Raw genomic sequence first — 19,657 nt, forward strand, 5'->3', positions numbered from 1 at the left:
GTCGAGGGGATATCCATGTCGGAAAGCTTTGACTTCGTAATCGTCGGCAAGGGCATGATGGGCGCTGCGGCGGCGCGCCACTTGAGTCTGGGGGGTGCCCGTGTCGCTCTTGTCGGACCGGACGAGCCGGGCGATTGGGCGAAGCACCGTGGTGTTTTCGCCAGCCATTACGACAATGCCCGCATCACCCGTACGATCGACAACGATCCAATTTGGGCGCGTCTCGCCCGCCGATCGATCGAGCGTTATCGGGAGATAGAAGAGGCAAGCGGAATCGAATTCTACTACGAGGTGGGCTGCCTGATCGCCGCTCCCGCGCCCAGCAGCGGTTTCGACTATCTCGATAAAGTTGTGCTTGCACGTGACGGGCTCGACGTCGACGCGCCGTTGATCGTCGGCGAGGAACTCGCCAAGCGCTTTCCTTGGTTCCGCTTTCCACAGCACTATGCCGGCATCCTTGAGGCCCGCGGTGCCGGCTACGTCAATCCTCGTGCCCTCGTCCGTGCGCAGACGATTGCGGCAGAGAATTCGGGTGCGCGAGTGATCCGCGCCGAGGTCGTGTCGCTCGAAGAGGCTGTCGATTGCGTGATTGTGACGACCAAAGACGGTCAATCGGTTCAGGCGGGGCGGGTCATCGTCGCCGCCGGTGGCTTTTCGCTCTCGACTGCGCTGCTGCCGAGGCCGATCGATCTCACCGTCAAGGCACGCACGGTGCTCTTCGCGGAGGTCGGCGCTGAGGACCTCGCCCGTTTTGCCGGCATGCCGTCGCTGATCGGCGCGGCATTCGAGCAGGAGAAAAGCTATTACCTGTTGCCCCCGGTTGCCTATGCCGACGGCAAACACTACATCAAGATCGGTGGCGATCCGACGGATCGGATCCTTGCCAGCGAACCGGCAATCAAGGAATGGTTCCGTGGCAACGCCAGCGGCGAGGCGGCCGATCACCTGCGCGGGGGTCTCTCCGAGGTGGTCGCGGGCTTCAAGCCCGTTTCGACGCATTTTTCACCCTGCGTCACCTCGTTCACGCGACACGGCTATCCCTATATCGGCTTTGCGAGCGACCGCATTGCCGTGCTCACCGGCGGCAATGGTCAGGCAGCGAAGAGTTCCGACGAAATCGGGCGGCTGGGTGCCGCGCTGGTGATGGGCGGCAGGGTCGATGTCGGCGAATACGAGACCGATTTCGCGATCGCCTATCGATGAGCGACCGGTACACGGAAGCGAAAGCGCCGATTTTTCTGGCGCTTGCTGCCCGGGTCGGTTAATGAGCCTCTGTCAGTTGGCCGGGCAGCCGCGCCTCGCAAGCGCCGAAAGGCCGCGGGGTGAGGAAAGTCCGGGCTCCACGGAAACACGGTGCCGGATAACGTCCGGCGGGGGCGACCCCAGGGAAAGTGCCACAGAAAGCAAACCGCTCCGCCTGCGGAGTAAGGGTGAAAGGGTGGGGTAAGAGCCCACCGCGGACATGGCGACATGGACGGCACGGTAAACCCCACCGGGAGCAAAACCGAATAGGGATGACACGGGCGCGCAAGCGCCCAGCCGGTTTCCAGGCCGGTCATCCGGGTGGGTTGCACGAGGCTGTGCGCAAGCGCAGTCCCAGATGAATGGCTGCCACGTTCCGCTTCCTCGGAGGCGGAGCCATACAGAACCCGGCTTACAGGCCAACTGGCGTTTTTCGCTGAACCAATTTGATGCATGAACTGTGCTCCGCCAACGTCCCTTCCGCGGCCGTTGCGGGGCACTTTTTCTTTCGATTCAACCTAATAGGCGTCTGATCGTAACCTTTCGTTAAACTTAACAACAGATCAATATTGGTTCATCCGCGAGACTGTTTAAGAGCTTCTCCCATTGACGCCCATATGGTCCCATGTTATCCCATAATGGTACTGCGCAAGGGCCGCGTCGTGGCCCCTCATCGCGAAATTCCAGGGTCCCTTCCTCGGAAGGTTCAGGCGGGCGCGCTCGTGCCCGGCGGGGGTCTTTTGCGAGCGCAGGCGAGTGTTCGAGCGGGCCGATGAACGTGGCCCGTCAGTCGGGGGCGGCCGTTTCGCGTCATGAACCGCTTCTTGTCACATGCTACGAACCGGGTCGATGCCAAGGGGCGGGTCTCCGTACCTTCGGCTTTCCGCGCCGCGCTTTCGGAGGCGGGGATGCGGGAGCTATACTGCTTCCAGGACTTCGTCTTTCCGGCGATCAGCGTCGGTGGGCCGGAGCTTCTGGACCGGTTCGAGAGACAGATGGCGGCCGAGGATCCGTTCTCGGATGCGGCCAACCAGATGTCGCTCCTCGTTCACGGGGGCGGCGTCTTCGTGAAGCTCGACCCGGAGGGCCGGCTAATGGTGACGGATTTCATCCGCGACTTCACCGGCATCTCGACCGACGTGACTTTCGTCGGGCGGGGCGATCATTTTCAGCTCTGGGAGCCGCAAGCGTTTGCGAGGGCGCAGGCGGAGGCCCGGGAAGGGCGCAAGCGACGGGGGCTGCGTCCGGATTAGAGTGGAGAGGCGGAATGGTGACGGATCAAGGCGGCAGAGCTTCTGAAGCCGATGGCGGACCGGTTCGTCACATTCCCGTCATGCTTGCCGAAGTGCTGGCGGCTCTTGATCCGGCGCCCGGCAAGATCATTCTCGACGGCACCTTCGGGGCCGGTGGCTACACGTCGGCGCTCCTCGATGCGGGCGCCGAGGTGATCGCGCTCGACCGGGATCCGACGGCGATCTCGGCTGGCCAGCCAATGGTTGCCGCCGCCGGCGGCAGGCTCAAGCTCATTCATTCGCGCTTTTCCGAGCTGGCGGATCATGTGCCGGAAGGCGGGCTCGACGGCATCGTGTTCGATATCGGCGTTTCGTCCATGCAGATCGACGAGGCGGAGCGCGGCTTCTCCTTCCAGAGGCAGGGTCCCCTCGACATGCGAATGTCGGGTGCCGGCGTCTCGGCCGCCGATGTCGTCAATCGGGCCAAGGTCTCCGACCTCATCCGCATCTTCGGCTTTCTGGGCGAGGAGAAGCAGGCGGGCCGCATCGCGCGTGCGATCGAGAAGCGTCGCGCCGAGCAGCCCTTCGAAAAGACCCGCGATCTCGCCAATCTCATCGAGACGGTGACGCCGCGCAAGGCGAAGGACAAGATCCATCCGGCGACCCGCGTCTTCCAGGCGCTGCGCATCTTCGTCAACGACGAACTCGGCGAACTCGCCCATGCGCTTTTTGCCGCCGAACAGGCTCTGAAGCCCGGCGGGCGGCTCGTCGTCGTCACCTTTCACTCTCTCGAGGACAGGATCGTCAAGACATTCTTCCAGGACCGCTCCGGAAAGGCGGGCGGTTCTCGCCACCTTCCGCTGGTGACGGCACGCGACGCAACCTTCACGCCAGTCGGCAAGCCTATGGTTGCGGCGAGCGAGGAAGAATCGTCCCGCAATCCGCGCGCCCGGTCGGCGAAACTCAGGGCCGGTATCCGCACGCAGGCTCCGTCGCCGGGAACCGATCTGTCCATTTTCAACCTGCCGGAGCTGGCGAGCCTTGCCAGACTAGGGGGCTAAGAGACGATGCTCAGAACGCTGGATATCGTGCTGATTGTCATCATGACGGGGGCCGCCACGGTCACCTACACGATCAAGCACCAGGCCGAGAACAAGCTCGAGGAGGTCCGCAGACTTGATGCTGCGATCAAGCTGGAGGAGGACACGATCGACCTGCTCAAGGCCGACTGGGCGTTGCTGACCCAGCCCAACCGGCTGGAGCGGCTCGTCGGCGCCTTCGCCGTCGACCTGCAGCTCACGCCGACGCCCTCGACACAACTCGCCAGACCCGAGGAACTGCCGATGCTGAAGGCGGATGTGCCGCCTCCGGAGGAGGGCAAGGACAAGAAGGGGAAAGGCAAGAAGGACGATGGCGTCGCCGCCGTCATCAATGCCGATAATATCGAAACAGGTTCGGTGGCGCGCTGATGTCGTTTCTCTCCCGTATCATGGTGTTGAAGAGCAAGGCGCATTTCTCGGCCGGTGGCAACAACCGCCCCGCGGAGGCGGGCGTCAGCGTCACGTTCCAGGGCACCCGCAAGAAGAGCGCCAGCCAGGCGAAAAGCCGCGTTGCGATCGTCATTGCGAGCTTCGGCATCGCCTATGCGGTGATCGGCGGGCGGCTGGTGCAATACGGTGTCGCGCAGCCGGAGACGGTTTCCTCGATCGGGCGCGCCGACAACCTTTTGGCCTCGCGTCCCGACATCCTCGATCGCAACGGCGAGATTCTCGCGACCGACATCCGCACCGTGTCGCTCTATGCCGAGCCGCACAAGATCGTCGATGCCGACGAGGCGGTGGAGCGGCTCGCGACGGTTCTGCCCGACCTCAACGCTCGAGAGATCTACAACAAGCTCAAATCGAACTCGCGTTTCCAGTGGCTGCGCCGGCAATTGACGCCGAAGCAGCAGAGCGAAATCCTGGCGCTCGGTATTCCCGGGATCGGCTTCCGACCAGAGAAGCGCCGTTTCTATCCCGGCGGCCCGACGGCCGCTCATATCCTTGGACATGTCAACATCGACAACCGCGGCGTCGCCGGCATGGAGCGCTACATCGACAGCCAGGGGCTTGCCGATCTGGCGGCGATCGGCATGACCAGCGACGCCAAGCTCGAACCGGTCAAGCTCTCGATCGACGTGCGCGTCCAGAACATCGTGCGCGACGTCATCGATTCCGGCATGAAGAACTATAAGGCAATCGCTGCCGGCGCCGTCGTCATGGACGTGCACACCGGCGAAGTGCTGGCGATGGCCTCTGTTCCGGACTATGACCCCAACAAGCCTGCGGAGGGGGCCGAAGAAGGCTGGATGAACCGTATGTCGAACGGCACGTTCGAGATGGGCTCCACCTTCAAGACCTTCACCATTGCCATGGGTCTCGATTCCGGGAAGGTAACGCTCAACGACAGCTTCGACGCGACGGCGCCCATCCGCATCGGCGGCTTCACTATCAAGGACTTCCACGGTAAGCGCCGCGTGCTGACCGTGCCGGAGATCTTCCAGTATTCTTCCAACATCGGCACGGCCAAAATCGCCGACCTCGTGGGCATTCCTGGGCATAAGGAATTCCTGACCCGCCTGGGCCTGCTCACGAAACTGCCGACGGAGCTTCCGGAGGTCAAAGCGCCAAGCCAGCCGCGAGAGTGGAAGAAGATCAGCTCGATCACCATTTCCTTCGGTCATGGCGTCTCGACGACGCCATTGCAGACGGCGGTAGCCGGCGCTGCTCTGGTCAATGGCGGCAAGCTTATCCCGCCGACCTTCCTGCCGCGCACCGAGGAGCAGGCGAGCGAACTCGCGACTGCGGTCGTCAAGAAGAGCACGAGCGACGACATGCGCTACCTGCTTCGCTGGAATGGCATTGCCGGCTCCGGCAAGCGGGCGCTCGTCCCGGGCTTCAATGTCGGCGGCAAGACCGGCACGGCCGACAAGGTCGTCAATGGCCGCTACGCCAATGACCTGAACTTCAACGCCTTTCTGGCGGCGTTTCCGATCGACGATCCGAAGTACATCGTGCTGACCTTCATCGACGCGCCGACGACCGGCGAGGGCGGCGGACGCACCGCCGGCTCCAATGCCGCGCCGATGGTCCGCGACATTATCAGCCGCTCGGCACCGCTGCTCGGTGTCGAACCGAAATTCGGAGAAGACGGTTCTGCCTTGCTTGTGTCTTATTGACCGTGAAATGAGAATGCGGACGATTCGCGATTTCGGCGGATTGATATCGGTGTGAGACGTGCAGTTCATGAAGATCAGGGACCTGGCGGGAACGACTTTCCCGGAACTTTTGGCGCAACTGAAGGGCAATGACGCGGAGATCGACATTGCCGGCATCACCGCCGACAGCCGGCAGGTCAAGCCGGGCGATCTTTTCGTGGCCGTCGCCGGCACGAAAGCGAATGGCACCGCCTATATCGCCGACGCCCTGTCGCGCGGCGCGGCGGCGGTAATTGCCGCAAAGGGCTCTGGAGGGGAGGCCGGCACACCGGTCTTCGAGCTTGCCGAACCGCGTCGCTTCCTGGCGCAGGCCGCGGCCCGCCTCTACGGGCGCCAGCCCGAGACGATGGTGGCGGTGACCGGCACTGCGGGGAAGACCTCGGTCGCCTCGTTTACGCGTCAGATCTGGGCGCATGCCGGGCTTTCGGCAGCGATGATCGGTACCACAGGCGTCACGGCGCCGGGACGCAACGACTATGGTTCGCTGACCACTCCGGACCCGGTGTCGCTTCACAAGCTGCTTGCCGAACTTGCCGACGAAGGCATTACCCACGCGGCGATGGAGGCCTCCAGCCACGGTCTCGACCAGAGCCGGCTCGATGGGGTTCGGCTCGCCGCCGCCGCCTTCACCAATCTCGGCCGCGACCATATGGACTACCACCCGACCGTCGAGCACTACATGGCCTCGAAGATGCGCCTCTTCGGCGCACTGTTGCCGAAAGGTTCGCCGGCGGTGATCTTTGCCGACGACCAATGGTCGGCCGAGGCGATTGCCGCGGCCCGCAAGGCCGGGCACGACGTGCGCACCGTCGGCCGTAACGGCGATTTCATCAGCTTGAAGCGGGTCGAGCATTTCCGCCACAAGCAGTCGGCGGAAGTCCATGTCGGCGACGACATCTTCGAAATCCATGTGCCGCTCGCCGGCGATTTCCAGGTGGCCAATGCCCTTGTCGCCGCCGGCCTTGCGATGTCCACCGGGATCGCCGCCAAGGCGGCCTTCTCGGCGCTCGAAAAACTGCAGGGCGCCTCCGGCCGGCTGGAACTGGTCGGCCAGACGAAGGACGGCGCGCTTGCCTATGTGGACTATGCCCACAAGCCCGACGCGCTTGAAAACGTGCTTGAATCCGTGCGCCCGTTCACCACCGGACGGGTTATCGTCGTCTTCGGCTGCGGCGGCGACCGTGACAAGGGCAAGCGGCCGATCATGGGTGAAGTTGCCGCGCGGCTCGCCGACGTCGTCATCGTCACCGACGACAATCCGCGCTCGGAAATCCCCGAAGTGATCCGCTCGGAGATCATGGCCGGTGCCACAGGAGCGACCGAAATCGCCGACCGCGCCGAGGCTATCCGGACCGCCGTCGGCATGCTGCAAGCCGGCGATACGCTGATAGTTGCCGGCAAGGGGCATGAGGAGGGGCAGACAATCGGCTCCGTGACGCTGCCATTCTCCGATCACGCGGAAGTACGCAAGGCGCTGGGAGGGCTGTGATGTGAGCTGGCTCTGGACATGCAGCGATCTGCTTGCGGCCATGAATGGCCGCCCGGTCGGAAACCTGCCGGATGGGATCATCGGCATCTCGATCGACAGCCGCACGATTGCCAAGGGCGAGGCCTTTTTCGCGATCAGGGGCGATCGGGTCGATGGACACGACTATGCCGGCCTCGCGCTTGCCAACGGCGCCTCGCTGCTCGTTGTCAGTGAAGGCAAGCTTCCGGCGCTCGGGCGGTTGATCGCGCCGATGATCGTCGTCGATGACGTCCTGGAGGCGATGATCCGCCTCGGCTGCGCCGCGCGCGACCGCAGTGCCGCGAAGGTCATCGCCGTCACTGGCTCGGTCGGCAAGACGACGACGAAGGAGATGCTGCGGCACGTTCTGTCGCCGCTCGGCCGCGTCCATGCCTCCGTCGCATCGTTCAACAATCATTGGGGTGTGCCGCTGACGCTTGCGCGGATGCCGGAGACGACCGATTTCGGCATCTTCGAGATCGGCATGAACCATCATGGCGAGATCCGGCCGTTGACCGCGATGGTACGTCCGCATGTGGCCGTCGTCACCAGCATTGCCGCTGCCCATCTCGGCAACTTCGCCAGTCTTGACGAGATCGCCTCGGCGAAGGCGGAGATCTTCGAGGGCGTCGTCAAGGGCGGCCATGCGGTGATCAACCGCGACAGTCCGCAGTTCGATCTCCTCGAAAGGGCAGCCGCGGCGGCAGGCGTTGGTCACATCCACGCCTTCGGCGCCAACCCAAAATCGGAATATCGGCTGATCGAGTTCGCCGCGGGCGCGGATCGATCCGTCCTCTGGGCCGGCATCGGCGGCCGAACACTGGAAGTCACGATCGGCGCTCCGGGAAGGCATATTGCCGAGAATGCCCTGGCGGTGATTGCCGCCGCGCAACTCGCCGGCGCGGGCCTCGATCGCGTCGTTGCCTCGCTCGCGACCATGCAGCCTGAAAAGGGCCGGGGATTGCGGCACCGCCTGAAGATTGGCGCGGGTCACCTGACGCTGATCGACGAAAGCTACAATGCCAACCCGGCGTCGATGCGGGCGGCGATCTCCCTCCTGCGCGATGCCGATCCGGCGGCCGGCGGCCGCCGTATCGCGATTCTCGGCGACATGCTGGAGATGGGCGAGCACGCCGCGGCTGTACATGCCGCTTTGGCGGAGCCGATCGTAGAGGCGGGCATTGCCGACGTCTGGCTCGCCGGGCCCGACATGGCGCATCTGCGTGACGCTTTGCCGGCCGAGGTTACGGTCGTTCACCGCGAGGCGGTCGGAGATCTCACCTCTTACGCACTCGGCGCGGTTGCTGCCGGCGACGTGGTGATGGTCAAATCATCGAAGGGCACCGGCTGCGCCAAGATCGTTCAGGCTCTTCTCGATGCCTATCCCGAAGAGAAGGCCGAAGCGGGGGAAAGTATAGAGGCGAAGTATAGAGGCAGTGCCACCAATGCTGGTGGATAAGGCCTGGGCCAGGGGAATTGGCCTAACATAGTCATGCGCAAGTGGGTATCGTTCATCAGATGATTCTGTTGGGCGATGTCCAAGTCTAAACCTTTGGGGAAAGGTCCCTTATGCTGATCTGGCTCGTGGAACTGGCGGACCACTTTCAATTCTTCAATCTCTTCCGCTACATCACTTTCCGCACGGGTGCAGCTCTCTTCACCTCCGCGCTGATCGTGTTCCTGTTCGGGCCGGCCATAATCTCGTCACTGCGCATTCGCCAGGGCAAGGGTCAGCCGATCCGCGCCGACGGCCCGCAGACGCACTTCAAGAAGGCTGGCACGCCCACCATGGGCGGACTGATGATCCTCGCCGGCATCGTCGGCTCGGCACTGCTCTGGGCCGATCTCTCAAGCATTTATGTCGTGTCGACGCTGTTGGTAACGCTGGGCTTCGGCGCCATCGGCTTCTACGACGACTATCTCAAGGTCACCAAGCAGTCGGACAAAGGCTTTTCCGGCAAGGCGCGCCTCGGCATCGAATTCGTCATCGCAGCCATCGCGGTCTTCTTCATGATGCAGGCGGCGCAGTCTGCCGGTAGCGCGGGCTCGACCTTCGGCTCGTCGCTGACCTTCCCCTTCTTCAAGGACCTGATGCTCAATCTCGGCTATTTCTTCGTGCTTTTCGGTGGTTTCGTCATCGTCGGCGCCGGCAATGCCGTGAACCTGACGGACGGTCTCGATGGTCTCGCCATTGTGCCGGTGATGATCGCCTCCGCAGCCTTCGGACTGATCGCCTATCTCGCCGGTAACGCCGTGTTCGCCAACTATCTGCAGATCCATTTCGTGCCCGGCACCGGCGAACTCGCGGTCGTCCTCGGTGCCGTCATCGGCGCCGGCCTCGGCTTCCTCTGGTTCAATGCGCCGCCGGCGGCGATCTTCATGGGCGACACCGGTTCGCTTGCGCTCGGCGGCCTGATTGGCACCGTTGCCGTCGCGACCAAGCACGAGATCGTCATGATCATCATCGGCGGCCTCTTCGTCATCGAGACGCTTTCGGTGATCCTCCAGGTCTTCTGGTTCAAGCGCACCGGCAGGCGCGTCTTCCTGATGGCGCCTATCCACCACCACTTCGAGAAGAAGGGCTGGACGGAGAGCCAGATAGTGATCCGCTTCTGGATCGTCGCGGTCATTCTGGCGATGGTCGGTCTTTCGACCCTCAAGCTCAGGTAAGCGAGATGATCCCCGTCACCACATTCAAGGGCAGGAGAGTCGCGCTCTTCGGCCTCGGCGGTTCTGGGCTGGCGACGGCCGAGGCGCTGGTAGCGGGCGGCGCAAAGGTCACCGCCTGGGACGACAACCCCGACAGCGTCGCCAAGGCCGCCGCGGCAGGCATCGCAACGGCGGATTTGCGCCATGTCGAGTGGAACGCTTTCGCCGCTTTCGTGCTTTCGCCGGGCGTGCCGCTGACGCATCCGAAGCCGCACTGGACCGTCGATCTCGCCCACCAAGCCGGTGTCGAGATCATCGGCGACATCGAGCTGTTCGTGCGCGAGCGGCGCGCCCATGCGCCCGAATGCCCTTTCATCGCCATCACCGGCACCAACGGCAAATCGACGACGACGGCGCTGATCGCCCATATCCTGAAGACCAGCGGGCGGGACACCCAGCTTGGCGGCAATATTGGTAGGGCCGTGCTGACGCTCGATCCGCCGAAGGCGGGGCGCTTCTACGTGGTCGAGTGCTCATCCTATCAGATCGACCTTGCGCCGACGCTTGACCCCACGGCGGGAATTCTTCTCAACCTCACCCCCGACCATTTGGACCGGCACGGTACCATGCAGCACTATGCCGACATCAAGGAACGATTGGTGGCGGGAAGCGGCACGGCCGTGGTCGGCGTCGACGACAGTTTCTCGAGCCTGGTCGCCGACCGCGTGGAGCGGGCCGGAACCCGGGTCGTGCGCATCTCGCGCCGTCATGTACTGGCCGATGGGATCTATGCCGAAGGGTCGTCACTCATGCGGGCCGAGGGCGGCTCGTCGGCGCGCTTCGCCGACCTTTCCGGCATCCAGACGCTGCGGGGCGGACACAATGCCCAGAATGCGGCGGCGGCCGTTGCCGCCTGCCTTGCCGTCGGTGTCGACGAGCAGGACATCGTCAATGGGCTTGAGAGCTTTCCCGGCCTCAAGCACCGGATGCAGCCGATCGCGAAGAGAGGCGAAATCGTCTTCGTCAATGACAGCAAGGCGACAAATGCCGATGCGGCGGCCCCGGCACTTTCGAGTTACGAGCGGATCTATTGGATCGCCGGCGGACTGCCGAAGGAAGGCGGGATTGCCTCGCTGACGCCGTTCTTCCCGGCGATCGTCAAGGCCTACCTGATCGGTGAGGCGGCGCCCGCATTCGCGGCGACGCTCGGCGAAGCGGTACCCTACGAGATTTCCGGCACCTTGGAAAAGGCGGTCGCACACGCGGCGGCAGATGCGGCGCGCGATCGCCAGGGTCCTGGCGCCGTGATGCTTTCCCCGGCTTGCGCAAGCTTCGACCAGTATAAGAATTTCGAGATGCGCGGCGATGCCTTTGTCGACCATGTGGCGGCGCTCGAAGGCGTGACCATGCTCATCTGAGGCGAGATTTCCTGGACGGGATCGGCGCGGCGGAGCCGGGAATTAGGAACTTGGCGTATAGTGCGCCGGAAAAGAGGACAGACAGATGGTAAGCCGAGCCGAACGTGGCCCCGTGGCCGACTGGTTCTGGACGATAGACAGGTTCTTCCTGGCGACCTTCATCCTCCTGATGGGCGTCGGCTTCATGCTTTCCTTTGCGGCCAGCCCGCCGGTCGCCGAGCGGCTCGGGCTCGACAGCTTTCACTTCGTCAAGCGTCACGCGGTCTTCCTTCTCCCGTCGCTGGTGGTGATGGTGGGCATATCCTTTCTGTCGCCGCGACAGGTCAGGCGCGCGGCGATCATTCTCCTTGCTGCATCGCTCGGTATGATGGTTCTCGTCCTCTTCATCGGCGAAGAGGTTAAGGGCTCGCTCAGGTGGATTTCGATCGCCGGCATTTCGATCCAGCCGTCCGAGTTCATGAAGCCGGCCTTCGTCGTCGTTTGCGCCTGGCTTTTTGCCGAGCATGCGAAGCAGCCGGAAATCCCCGGCAACCTGCTGTCGATCCTGCTCTTCGGCATCGTCGGCGCGTTGCTTGTCGCCCAGCCGGACCTTGGCCAGACGATCCTCACTGCGGCGGTCTGGGGCGGCATGTTCTTCATGGCCGGCATGCCCTGGCTCTGGATCATCGTGCTGGCCGGGGCGGCCGCGGGCGGCTTCTTCGTCGCCTATACGATGCTGCCGCACGTCGCCGGCCGTATCGACCGGTTCATGACCGGTGAGGGCGATACGTTCCAGGTGGATACGGCGCGCGACGCGATCATCCGCGGCGACTGGTTCGGCCGCGGCCCGGGCGAGGGCATCGTCAAGCGCATCATCCCCGACAGCCACACTGACTTCGTCTTCTCGGTGGCGGCGGAGGAGTTCGGCATCGTCTTCTGCATGGTCATCGTGGTGATCTTCGCCTTCCTGGTCATGCGCGGGCTCAACCATGCTTTCCGCGAACGCAACGATTTCAACCGCTTTGCAGTCGCCGGCCTGGTGCTGCAGATTGGCATCCAGTCGATGATCAATATCGGCGTAAACCTGGAACTGCTTCCGGCCAAGGGCATGACCCTGCCGCTGATCTCCTATGGCGGCTCGTCGATGGTGGCGATCTGCGTGACCGCCGGATTCGTCCTGGCGCTCACCCGTCATCGGCCGGAGAAACGCGCGGTCGAGCGCAGCCTCTTTCGATCCGGCGTCGGCGTGCCGGCGGAGTAAGACATGGACAAGGGCATCATTTTTCTCGCCGCCGGGGGGACCGGCGGGCACCTCTTTCCCGCGGAGGCGCTTGCGCATGAACTGAAGGCGGCGGGCTATGCCGTGCATCTCGTGACCGATAGCCGTGCCGAGCGCTATGCCGGAAAATTCCCGGCCGAGGAGGTGCATGTCGTGCCTTCCGCCACGATCAGCTTGAAGAATCCGATCAAGTTGGCGCAATCGGCCTGGAAGCTCTGGACGGGTTTACGCGCCGCGCGGCGCCTGATTGCCCGCCACAAGCCCAAGGCGGTCGTGGGGTTCGGCGGCTATCCGACGGTGCCTCCGCTGTTGGCCGCGACCGGCATGAGTGTTCCGTCGCTCATTCACGAACAGAATGCCGTCATGGGGCGTGCCAACAAGTTGCTCGCGTCGCGGGTACAGGCGATTGCCGGTGGCTTTCTTCCCGAAGGGGTCGGAGAGTTCGCGGCGAAGACGGTGACGACCGGAAACCCGGTCCGCCCCGCCGTATTGGAGGCGGCCAGCGTCGCCTACGCGGCGCCGGACGGCGGGCCGTTCCATCTCGTCGTCTTCGGCGGCAGCCAGGGGGCACAATTCTTCTCGAAGGCGGTGCCGCAGGCGATCTGCCGGCTCGACGACGCTCAGCGCCGGCGGCTCAAGGTGACGCAGCAGGCGCGGCCGGAAGACCGGGAGGGTGTCGCCGCCGCCTACGACAAGCTCGGAATTCCGGCCGAGGTGTCACCCTTCTTCACCGACATGGCCGCCCGCATCGCATCGGCGCAACTGGTGGTCTGCCGTTCCGGCGCCTCGACCGTTTCCGAGGTGTCGGTGATCGGCCGTCCGGCCATTCTCGTTCCCTATCCCTACGCGCTCGACCACGATCAGGCAGCGAATGCCGCGGCGCTTGCCGCCAAGGGCGGAGCGCGGGTCATCGCCCAGGCGGAGCTCAGCGCCGAAAGGCTGGCCGGCATCCTCTCCGACGCCATGAACACCCCTGGGGCGCTGGCGCAGATGGCGGCGAACGCCCGGGAAACCGGGAAACCGGATGCCGCGCGCTTGCTTGCATCCCTGGTAGAGGCTATTGCCAGCGGCTCGACAGTCGCCAAATTCAAGGAAGCACGCACATGAAAATGCCGAAGACGATCGGGCTCGTACATTTCATCGGGATCGGCGGCATCGGCATGAGCGGCATCGCCGAGGTGCTGCACAATCTCGGCCATCGGGTGCAGGGCTCGGACCAGTCGGACAGCGCCAATGTGCAGCGCCTGCGCGAAAAGGGCATCAAGATCTCCGTCGGTCACAAGGCGGAAAACCTCGGCGACGCCGAGGTGGTGGTCGTCTCGACGGCGATCAAGAAGGACAATCCCGAATTGATTGCGGCGCGCGAGAAGTTCCTGCCGGTGGTGCGCCGTGCCGAGATGCTGGCCGAACTGATGCGCTTCCGCAATGCCATTGCCATCGGCGGCACGCACGGCAAGACGACGACCACCTCGATGGTGGCCGCGCTGCTCGACGCGGGCGGTCTCGATCCGACGGTCATCAATGGCGGCATCATCAATGCCTACGGCACGAATGCGCGCATGGGCGCCGGCGAGTGGATGGTCGTCGAGGCGGACGAATCCGACGGCACCTTCCTGAAGCTCCCGGCCGATATCGCCGTCGTCACAAATATCGACCCGGAGCACCTCGACCACTACGGCAATTTCGACGCCGTGCGTGCTGCCTTCCGGCAATTCGTCGAGAACGTGCCCTTCTACGGATTCGGCGTTCTCTGCCTGGATCATCCGGAAGTCCAGTCCATGGTCGGCAAGATCGAGGACCGCAAGGTCGTGACCTATGGCGAGAACCCGCAGGCGGACGTGCGCTATCACAATATCCGAATGGATGGCGCAACCTCTGTCTTCGATGTCGAGATCCGCCGCCGGCGCACCGGACAGGTGATCCAGCTGAAGGACCTGCGCCTGCCGATGCCCGGCCGGCACAATGTCTCGAACGCCACGGCCGCTGTCGCCGTCGCTCAGCGCCTCGGCATGGAGCCGGAGGCGATCGCCAGGGGGCTTGCCTCCTTCAGCGGCGTGAAGCGGCGCTTCACGCTCACCGGCGAATGGAACGGAGCGCGCATCTTCGACGACTACGGCCATCATCCGGTCGAGATCAAGGCGGTCCTGAGAGCGGCGCGCGAGGCCTGCCAGGGGCGCATCGTCGCCGTTCACCAGCCGCACCGCTATTCGCGCCTGTCGAGCCTGTTCGAGGATTTTTCCGCCTGCTTCAACGATGCCGATACTATTCTGATCGCGCCGGTCTATGCGGCAGGCGAGGACGCGATCGACGGCGTCAATTCCGAAGCGCTTGTCAACAGTATCAAGGCTGCCGGCCATCGCGACGCCCGCTACCTCGCCGGTCAGGACGCACTCGCGCCGGCCGTCTCGAAGATTGCGCAGCCGGGTGACTTTGTGGTTCTCTTGGGGGCTGGCAGCATCACCTATTGGGCCGCGGCGCTTCCCAAGGAACTCGCGGATATTTCAGGAAGTTGAAGCATGAAGCAGGTTAACGGTCAGAAACTCCTGGACGCGCTCGGAAGCGGCGTCAGTGCAATTCGCGGTCGTATCACGCCCGATGCCCCGATGGACCGCGTCACCTGGTTTCGTGCGGGCGGGCTTGCCGAGCTGATGTTCCAGCCGCACGACACGGATGATCTCGTCGCTTTCCTGAAGCTGGTGCCGGAAGAGGTGCCGGTCATGGTGATCGGCGTCGGATCGAACCTGCTGGTGCGCGACGGCGGTATTCCGGGGGTCGTCATTCGCCTCTCCGCCAAGGGCTTCGGCGATCTGGAGATCGTCGGGGAGAACCGCATCATGGCGGGGGCGATCTGCCCGGACAAGAACATCGCGGCGATGGCGCTCGACCATGGCATCGGCGGCTTCTACTTCTACTACGGCATTCCTGGCTCGATCGGCGGCGCGCTGAGGATGAATGCCGGCGCCAATGGCGGCGAGACCCGGGAACGCGTCGTCGAGGTCCACGCGGTCGACCGCAAGGGCAAGAAGCATGTGTTGAGCAATGCCGACATGGGCTATGCCTATCGGCACACCGCCGCCGCCAAGGATCTGATCTTCACGCATGCGATCTTCGAAGGTTTTCCGGAGGACAAGGCGAAGATCCGCAGCGACATGGATGCGGTGCGCCAGCATCGTGAGACCGTGCAGCCGATCCGCGAGAAGACCGGCGGTTCGACCTTCAAGAATCCGAAAGACCATTCGGCCTGGAAGCTGGTCGACGAGGCCGGCGGCCGCGGCTTGATGATCGGCGGAGCCCAGATGTCGCCGCTCCACTGCAACTTCATGATCAACACAGGCCAGGCGAGCGGCTACGAGCTCGAATATCTCGGCGAGACGGTGCGCGCCCGCGTGCTGGAGCATTCCGGCATCAAGCTGGAGTGGGAGATCAAGCGCATCGGCAATTTCATGCCGGGCTACGAGATCAAGGAATTCCTCGGCCGCGCCGCGGGCTGAGGCGAGAAGGAAGAGTGAAAAAGGCCGCGACGGGAAACCGCCGCGGCCTTTTTCATTCTTGTAGCTGAGCCCCATCAGTTAGCGCAGCTTCGCAAATGAAACCTGCAACTCTGCGCATTTTACGTGTCGCCATAGAAAGCGCCGATTCAGTCGTGAAGCCCTTGATGTTGGTTGATTCTCCTGAGGCGGAAGACAGTGCTCCCGCAAGAAGAATTAACCAAAGTAAACGATTCATTAACCATAATGTCGTTGTAGTGGCCTGACGCGGAGATCTCGCGACTCGGGCTGTCGGAAACAGCCAGGCGCAAGCAAGCTTTGCGATAGTGGCGTACTGTTTGGGGGTCTGAATGAGCGGCAGGCATCTTGCTGTCCTGATGGGCGGATTTTCCTCGGAGAGGCCGGTGAGCCTGTCTTCCGGGGCGGCTTGTGCGGATGCCCTGGAGGCCGAGGGTTACCGGGTTTCGCGCGTCGATGTCGGGCGTGACGTTGCCGCCGTGCTCGCCGATTTGCGTCCGGATGTCGTCTTCAATGCCCTGCATGGGCCCTTCGGCGAGGACGGGACAATCCAGGGCATCCTGGAATATCTCGAGATTCCCTATACCCACTCCGGCGTCCTTGCCTCGGCGCTAGCGATGGACAAGGCGCAGGCGAAACATGTCGCCAAGGCCGCCGGCATTCCCGTTGCCGACGCTTTGATTATGGACCGCCGCGAGTTCGGGAACGTCCATCCTATGCGGCCGCCTTATGTGGTGAAGCCGGTGCGGGAAGGGTCGAGCTTCGGCGTCGTCATCGTCAAGGAAGACCAGTCGCATCCGCCCCAGGTCATCACATCCAGCGAATGGCGCTACGGCGACCGCGTGATGGTCGAGCGCTACATTGCCGGCCGCGAACTCACCTGCGGCGTCATGGGCGACGTGGCACTCGGCGTCACCGAAATCATTCCGCAGGGGCATGCCTTTTACGACTATGATTCCAAATATGTAAAAGGTGGTTCAACACACGTCATTCCGGCGCGGATTTCACCAAATATTTACCAAAAAATACAATCCTTAGCGGTGAAGGCGCATCAGGCGATCGGTTGCCGCGGCGTCAGCCGATCGGACTTCCGTTTCGATGATCGTGGCGATGGCGAGGGCGAGTTGATCTGGCTGGAGATCAATACGCAACCCGGCATGACCCCGACCTCCCTGGTGCCAGAAATGGCGCAACATGCGGGCCTTCAGTTTGGTGAGTTTCTAAGGTGGATGGTGGAGGACGCATCGTGCTTGCGTTGAGGGGCAGAAGGGGCAGAAGGGTTCGTCCTGCGCTCGGCGTTGCGGCCGAGGGTGACGATGCGCTCGTATTGCCGCGCCCGCTGCGCAAGGGCGTCCGTTTTCTGGTCAGCCTTGGCGCCGGCCGCGTCCGCTTTCCTGCTCATACCGGCACGGTCTCTGCCGTCGCCTTTCTCCTGGCGACCGGGCTCTACGGCATGTCGCTCGGCGGTCACACGCAGAACTTCGCGCAGGTTTCGACGACGGCCGCCGGCTTTGCCATCGAAGACGTCCGGGTCTCCGGCAACGAGCAGACCTCCGAGATCGACATTCTCCAGCAGCTCGGTCTTGACGGAACGACCTCGCTTGTGGCCCTCGATATCGCCGAGGCGCGTCGGCTGATCAGTGAATTGCCGTGGGTGGAGAGCGTGACCGTACGCAAGATCTACCCGGCTACCATCGAGGTGAATCTCAAAGAGCGCCAGGCCTTCGGCATATGGCAGCACGGGTCGGATCTGTCGCTCATCGAGCGTAGCGGCAGCGTGATTGCCCCTCTTCGCGACAACAAGTTCGCCGAACTGCCGCTCTTCGTCGGCCGCGATGCCGAAACCGCTGCCGCTGCTTTCTATGACGAGTTTTCTCGCTGGCCCGAGTTCCGTGCGCGCGTCAAGGCATTCGTGCGTGTCGCCAGCCGGCGCTGGGATCTGCGTCTCGACAACGGCATCGTCGTGAAGCTTCCGGAGAAGGACGTCGCCCAGGCGATGCGGGTTCTCGCGGAGATGGAAGAGGGTCATCAGCTTCTCGAGCGCGATATCGCTGCCGTCGATCTGAGGCTCGAGGACCGCACGACCGTACAACTCACACCGGAAGCGGTTGCGCGCCGGGAAGTGGCATTGAAGGCGAGGGAGAAGATGCTGAAGGCGCAGGAGAAGCGGATATGAGTCTGTTCGGTTCCGCCAGTTTCGGCCTTCCGCGCCTGAAGCCGCTGTCCTCGAAGCGGTCGCATGTCGTTTCGGTGCTCGACATCGGCTCGACCAAGGTCGTCTGCATGATCGGCCGGCTGACGCCGCGCGCCGAGAGCCAGATACTGCCCGGCCGCACCCACAATATCGAGATCATCGGCATCGGCCACCAGAAGTCGCGCGGCGTGAAGAACGGCGTGATCGCCGATCTGGATGCCGCCGAAAGCGTCGTCCGGCTCGCTGTCGACGCGGCGGAGCGGATGGCGGGGCTGACGATCGACAGCCTCATCGTCAATGTCTCCGCCGGCCGCCTGCAGAGCGACGTCTATACGGCGACGATCGACCTCGGCGGCCAGGAAGTTGACGCGAACGATCTGAAGAAGGTGCTTGCCGCCGCGGGCCAGCAGTCGCTCAGAACCGATCGGGCCGTCCTCCATTCGCTGCCGACCGGCTTTTCGCTCGACGGAGAGCGCGGTATCCGCGACCCGCTGGCGATGTTCGGCGACGCGCTCGGGGTCGACATGCATGTCCTGACGGTCGAACGGGCGGCCCTGAAGAATCTCGAGCTTTGCGTCAATCGCGCCCATCTCTCGGTCGAAGGCATTGTCGCCACGCCCTATGCCAGCGGTCTTGCCGCCCTCGTCGACGACGAGGTGGAGCTCGGCTGCGCGGCGATCGACATGGGTGGCGGCACGACGACCATCTCGGTCTTCGCCGAAGGCAAGCTCGTCCATGCGGATGCCGTCAGCCTTGGTGGCCATCATGTGACGACCGACCTGGCGCGCGGACTTTCGACCCGAATCGAGGATGCGGAGCGACTGAAGGTCGTGCATGGATCGGCGCTTCCGAACAGCGCCGACGAGCGCGACATCGTCTCTGTTCCGCCGATCGGCGAGGACGACCGCGACCAGCCGACCCATGTGCCGCGCGCGCTTGTCTCGCGCATCGTCCGCGCCCGGATCGAGGAAACGATGGAGCTCATCCGAGACCGCATCCAGCGGTCCGGTTTCAGTCCGATCGTCGGCAAGCGGATCGTGCTGACCGGCGGTGCCAGCCAGTTGACCGGCCTTCCGGAAGCCGCGCGTCGGATCCTCGCGCGCAACGTTCGCATCGGTCGCCCGCTCGGCGTTTCCGGCCTGCCGGCCGCCGCCAAGGGTCCGGCATTCTCCACGGCCGTCGGGCTGATGATCTATCCGCAGGTCGCCGATCTCGAGACGCATGCCAGCCAGGGCGGCGTGTTCTCAGCCCTCGGCGGCGGCAACAGCCGTATCGCCCGGATGGGCCAGTGGTTGAAAGAGAGTTTCTGAGTTTCGCCGGCGCAAGTCAGGCGCCGGGCAAGACAGGTATTTCAGTTTGAAGGGTTTGGCCGGCTCGGCAAGGCGGCCAGAAAAA

Annotated in this window: 16 protein-coding genes and 1 other RNA gene; all 17 read left to right on the forward strand. The window is 63.7% G+C overall.

Annotated elements, in window-relative coordinates:
• The first annotated feature begins 15 nt into the window (after positions 1–15).
• The 17 genes from CO676_RS07805 to ftsA all read left to right on the forward strand — a co-directional run bounded on the left by CO676_RS07805 (position 16) and on the right by ftsA (position 19,572).
• On the forward strand, positions 16–1,203 hold the full coding sequence (locus tag CO676_RS07805; RefSeq protein WP_097520176.1) for an FAD-binding oxidoreductase: 1,188 nt from the start codon (positions 16–18) through the stop codon (positions 1,201–1,203).
• Between the two features lie 72 nt (positions 1,204–1,275).
• An RNA gene (gene rnpB, locus CO676_RS07810) (RNase P RNA component class A) lies at positions 1,276–1,673 on the forward strand.
• Positions 1,674–2,054: 381 nt separating this feature from the next.
• Positions 2,055–2,495, forward strand: a complete 441-nt coding sequence (gene mraZ / locus CO676_RS07815; RefSeq protein WP_097520178.1) for a division/cell wall cluster transcriptional repressor MraZ — start codon at positions 2,055–2,057, stop codon at positions 2,493–2,495.
• 14 nt (positions 2,496–2,509) lie between these two features.
• A complete protein-coding gene (gene rsmH, locus CO676_RS07820; protein WP_097520180.1) occupies positions 2,510–3,535 on the forward strand; it encodes a 16S rRNA (cytosine(1402)-N(4))-methyltransferase RsmH in 1,026 nt (341 codons plus the stop codon).
• A 6-nt stretch (positions 3,536–3,541) separates the two neighbouring features.
• On the forward strand, positions 3,542–3,943 hold the full coding sequence (locus CO676_RS07825) for a hypothetical protein (protein WP_014765171.1): 402 nt from the start codon (positions 3,542–3,544) through the stop codon (positions 3,941–3,943).
• Positions 3,943–5,691, forward strand: a complete 1,749-nt coding sequence (locus CO676_RS07830) for a penicillin-binding protein 2 (RefSeq protein WP_097520182.1) — start codon at positions 3,943–3,945, stop codon at positions 5,689–5,691. Before CO676_RS07825 ends, CO676_RS07830 begins: the two co-directional genes overlap by 1 nt.
• A 67-nt stretch (positions 5,692–5,758) precedes the next feature.
• The gene (locus tag CO676_RS07835) at positions 5,759–7,219 is read left to right on the forward strand and encodes a UDP-N-acetylmuramoyl-L-alanyl-D-glutamate--2,6-diaminopimelate ligase (RefSeq protein WP_097520184.1); all 1,461 of its coding nucleotides are present in this window, start codon (positions 5,759–5,761) and stop codon (positions 7,217–7,219) included.
• 1 nt (position 7,220) lies between these two features.
• Positions 7,221–8,696: a UDP-N-acetylmuramoylalanyl-D-glutamyl-2,6-diaminopimelate--D-alanyl-D-alanine ligase gene (locus CO676_RS07840; RefSeq protein ID WP_097520186.1), complete on the forward strand. Its 1,476-nt coding sequence runs from the start codon at positions 7,221–7,223 to the stop codon at positions 8,694–8,696.
• 110 nt (positions 8,697–8,806) lie between these two features.
• Positions 8,807–9,907, forward strand: a complete 1,101-nt coding sequence (gene mraY / locus CO676_RS07845) for a phospho-N-acetylmuramoyl-pentapeptide-transferase (protein ID WP_014765167.1) — start codon at positions 8,807–8,809, stop codon at positions 9,905–9,907.
• Positions 9,908–9,912: 5 nt separating this feature from the next.
• Positions 9,913–11,304, forward strand: coding sequence for a UDP-N-acetylmuramoyl-L-alanine--D-glutamate ligase (gene murD / locus CO676_RS07850; protein WP_097520188.1), 1,392 nt, complete (start codon positions 9,913–9,915; stop codon positions 11,302–11,304).
• A gap of 85 nt (positions 11,305–11,389) precedes the next feature.
• The gene (gene ftsW, locus CO676_RS07855) at positions 11,390–12,544 is read left to right on the forward strand and encodes a putative lipid II flippase FtsW (protein ID WP_014765165.1); all 1,155 of its coding nucleotides are present in this window, start codon (positions 11,390–11,392) and stop codon (positions 12,542–12,544) included.
• Between the two features lie 3 nt (positions 12,545–12,547).
• Positions 12,548–13,669 carry an undecaprenyldiphospho-muramoylpentapeptide beta-N-acetylglucosaminyltransferase gene (gene murG, locus CO676_RS07860; RefSeq protein WP_097520189.1) on the forward strand — a complete coding sequence of 374 codons (1,122 nt, stop codon included), beginning with the start codon at positions 12,548–12,550 and terminating at the stop codon, positions 13,667–13,669.
• Positions 13,666–15,075 carry a UDP-N-acetylmuramate--L-alanine ligase gene (murC, locus tag CO676_RS07865; RefSeq protein ID WP_097520191.1) on the forward strand — a complete coding sequence of 470 codons (1,410 nt, stop codon included), beginning with the start codon at positions 13,666–13,668 and terminating at the stop codon, positions 15,073–15,075. The genes murG and murC overlap by 4 nt, the downstream gene beginning before the upstream one ends.
• 3 nt (positions 15,076–15,078) lie before the next feature.
• Positions 15,079–16,053: a UDP-N-acetylmuramate dehydrogenase gene (murB, locus tag CO676_RS07870; protein WP_097520193.1), complete on the forward strand. Its 975-nt coding sequence runs from the start codon at positions 15,079–15,081 to the stop codon at positions 16,051–16,053.
• 347 nt (positions 16,054–16,400) lie between these two features.
• The gene (locus tag CO676_RS07875) at positions 16,401–17,327 is read left to right on the forward strand and encodes a D-alanine--D-alanine ligase (protein ID WP_014765161.1); all 927 of its coding nucleotides are present in this window, start codon (positions 16,401–16,403) and stop codon (positions 17,325–17,327) included.
• Positions 17,315–18,244 (forward strand): cell division protein FtsQ, encoded by a 930-nt coding sequence (ftsQ, locus tag CO676_RS07880; protein WP_014765160.1) that lies wholly within the window; start codon positions 17,315–17,317, stop codon positions 18,242–18,244. Before CO676_RS07875 ends, ftsQ begins: the two co-directional genes overlap by 13 nt.
• Positions 18,241–19,572 carry a cell division protein FtsA gene (gene ftsA, locus CO676_RS07885; RefSeq protein ID WP_097520195.1) on the forward strand — a complete coding sequence of 444 codons (1,332 nt, stop codon included), beginning with the start codon at positions 18,241–18,243 and terminating at the stop codon, positions 19,570–19,572. The genes ftsQ and ftsA overlap by 4 nt, the downstream gene beginning before the upstream one ends.
• Positions 19,573–19,657 lie beyond the last annotated feature (85 nt).

Source organism: Sinorhizobium sp. BJ1 (assembly GCF_002531555.1).
Taxonomy (GTDB): domain Bacteria; phylum Pseudomonadota; class Alphaproteobacteria; order Rhizobiales; family Rhizobiaceae; genus Sinorhizobium; species Sinorhizobium fredii_B.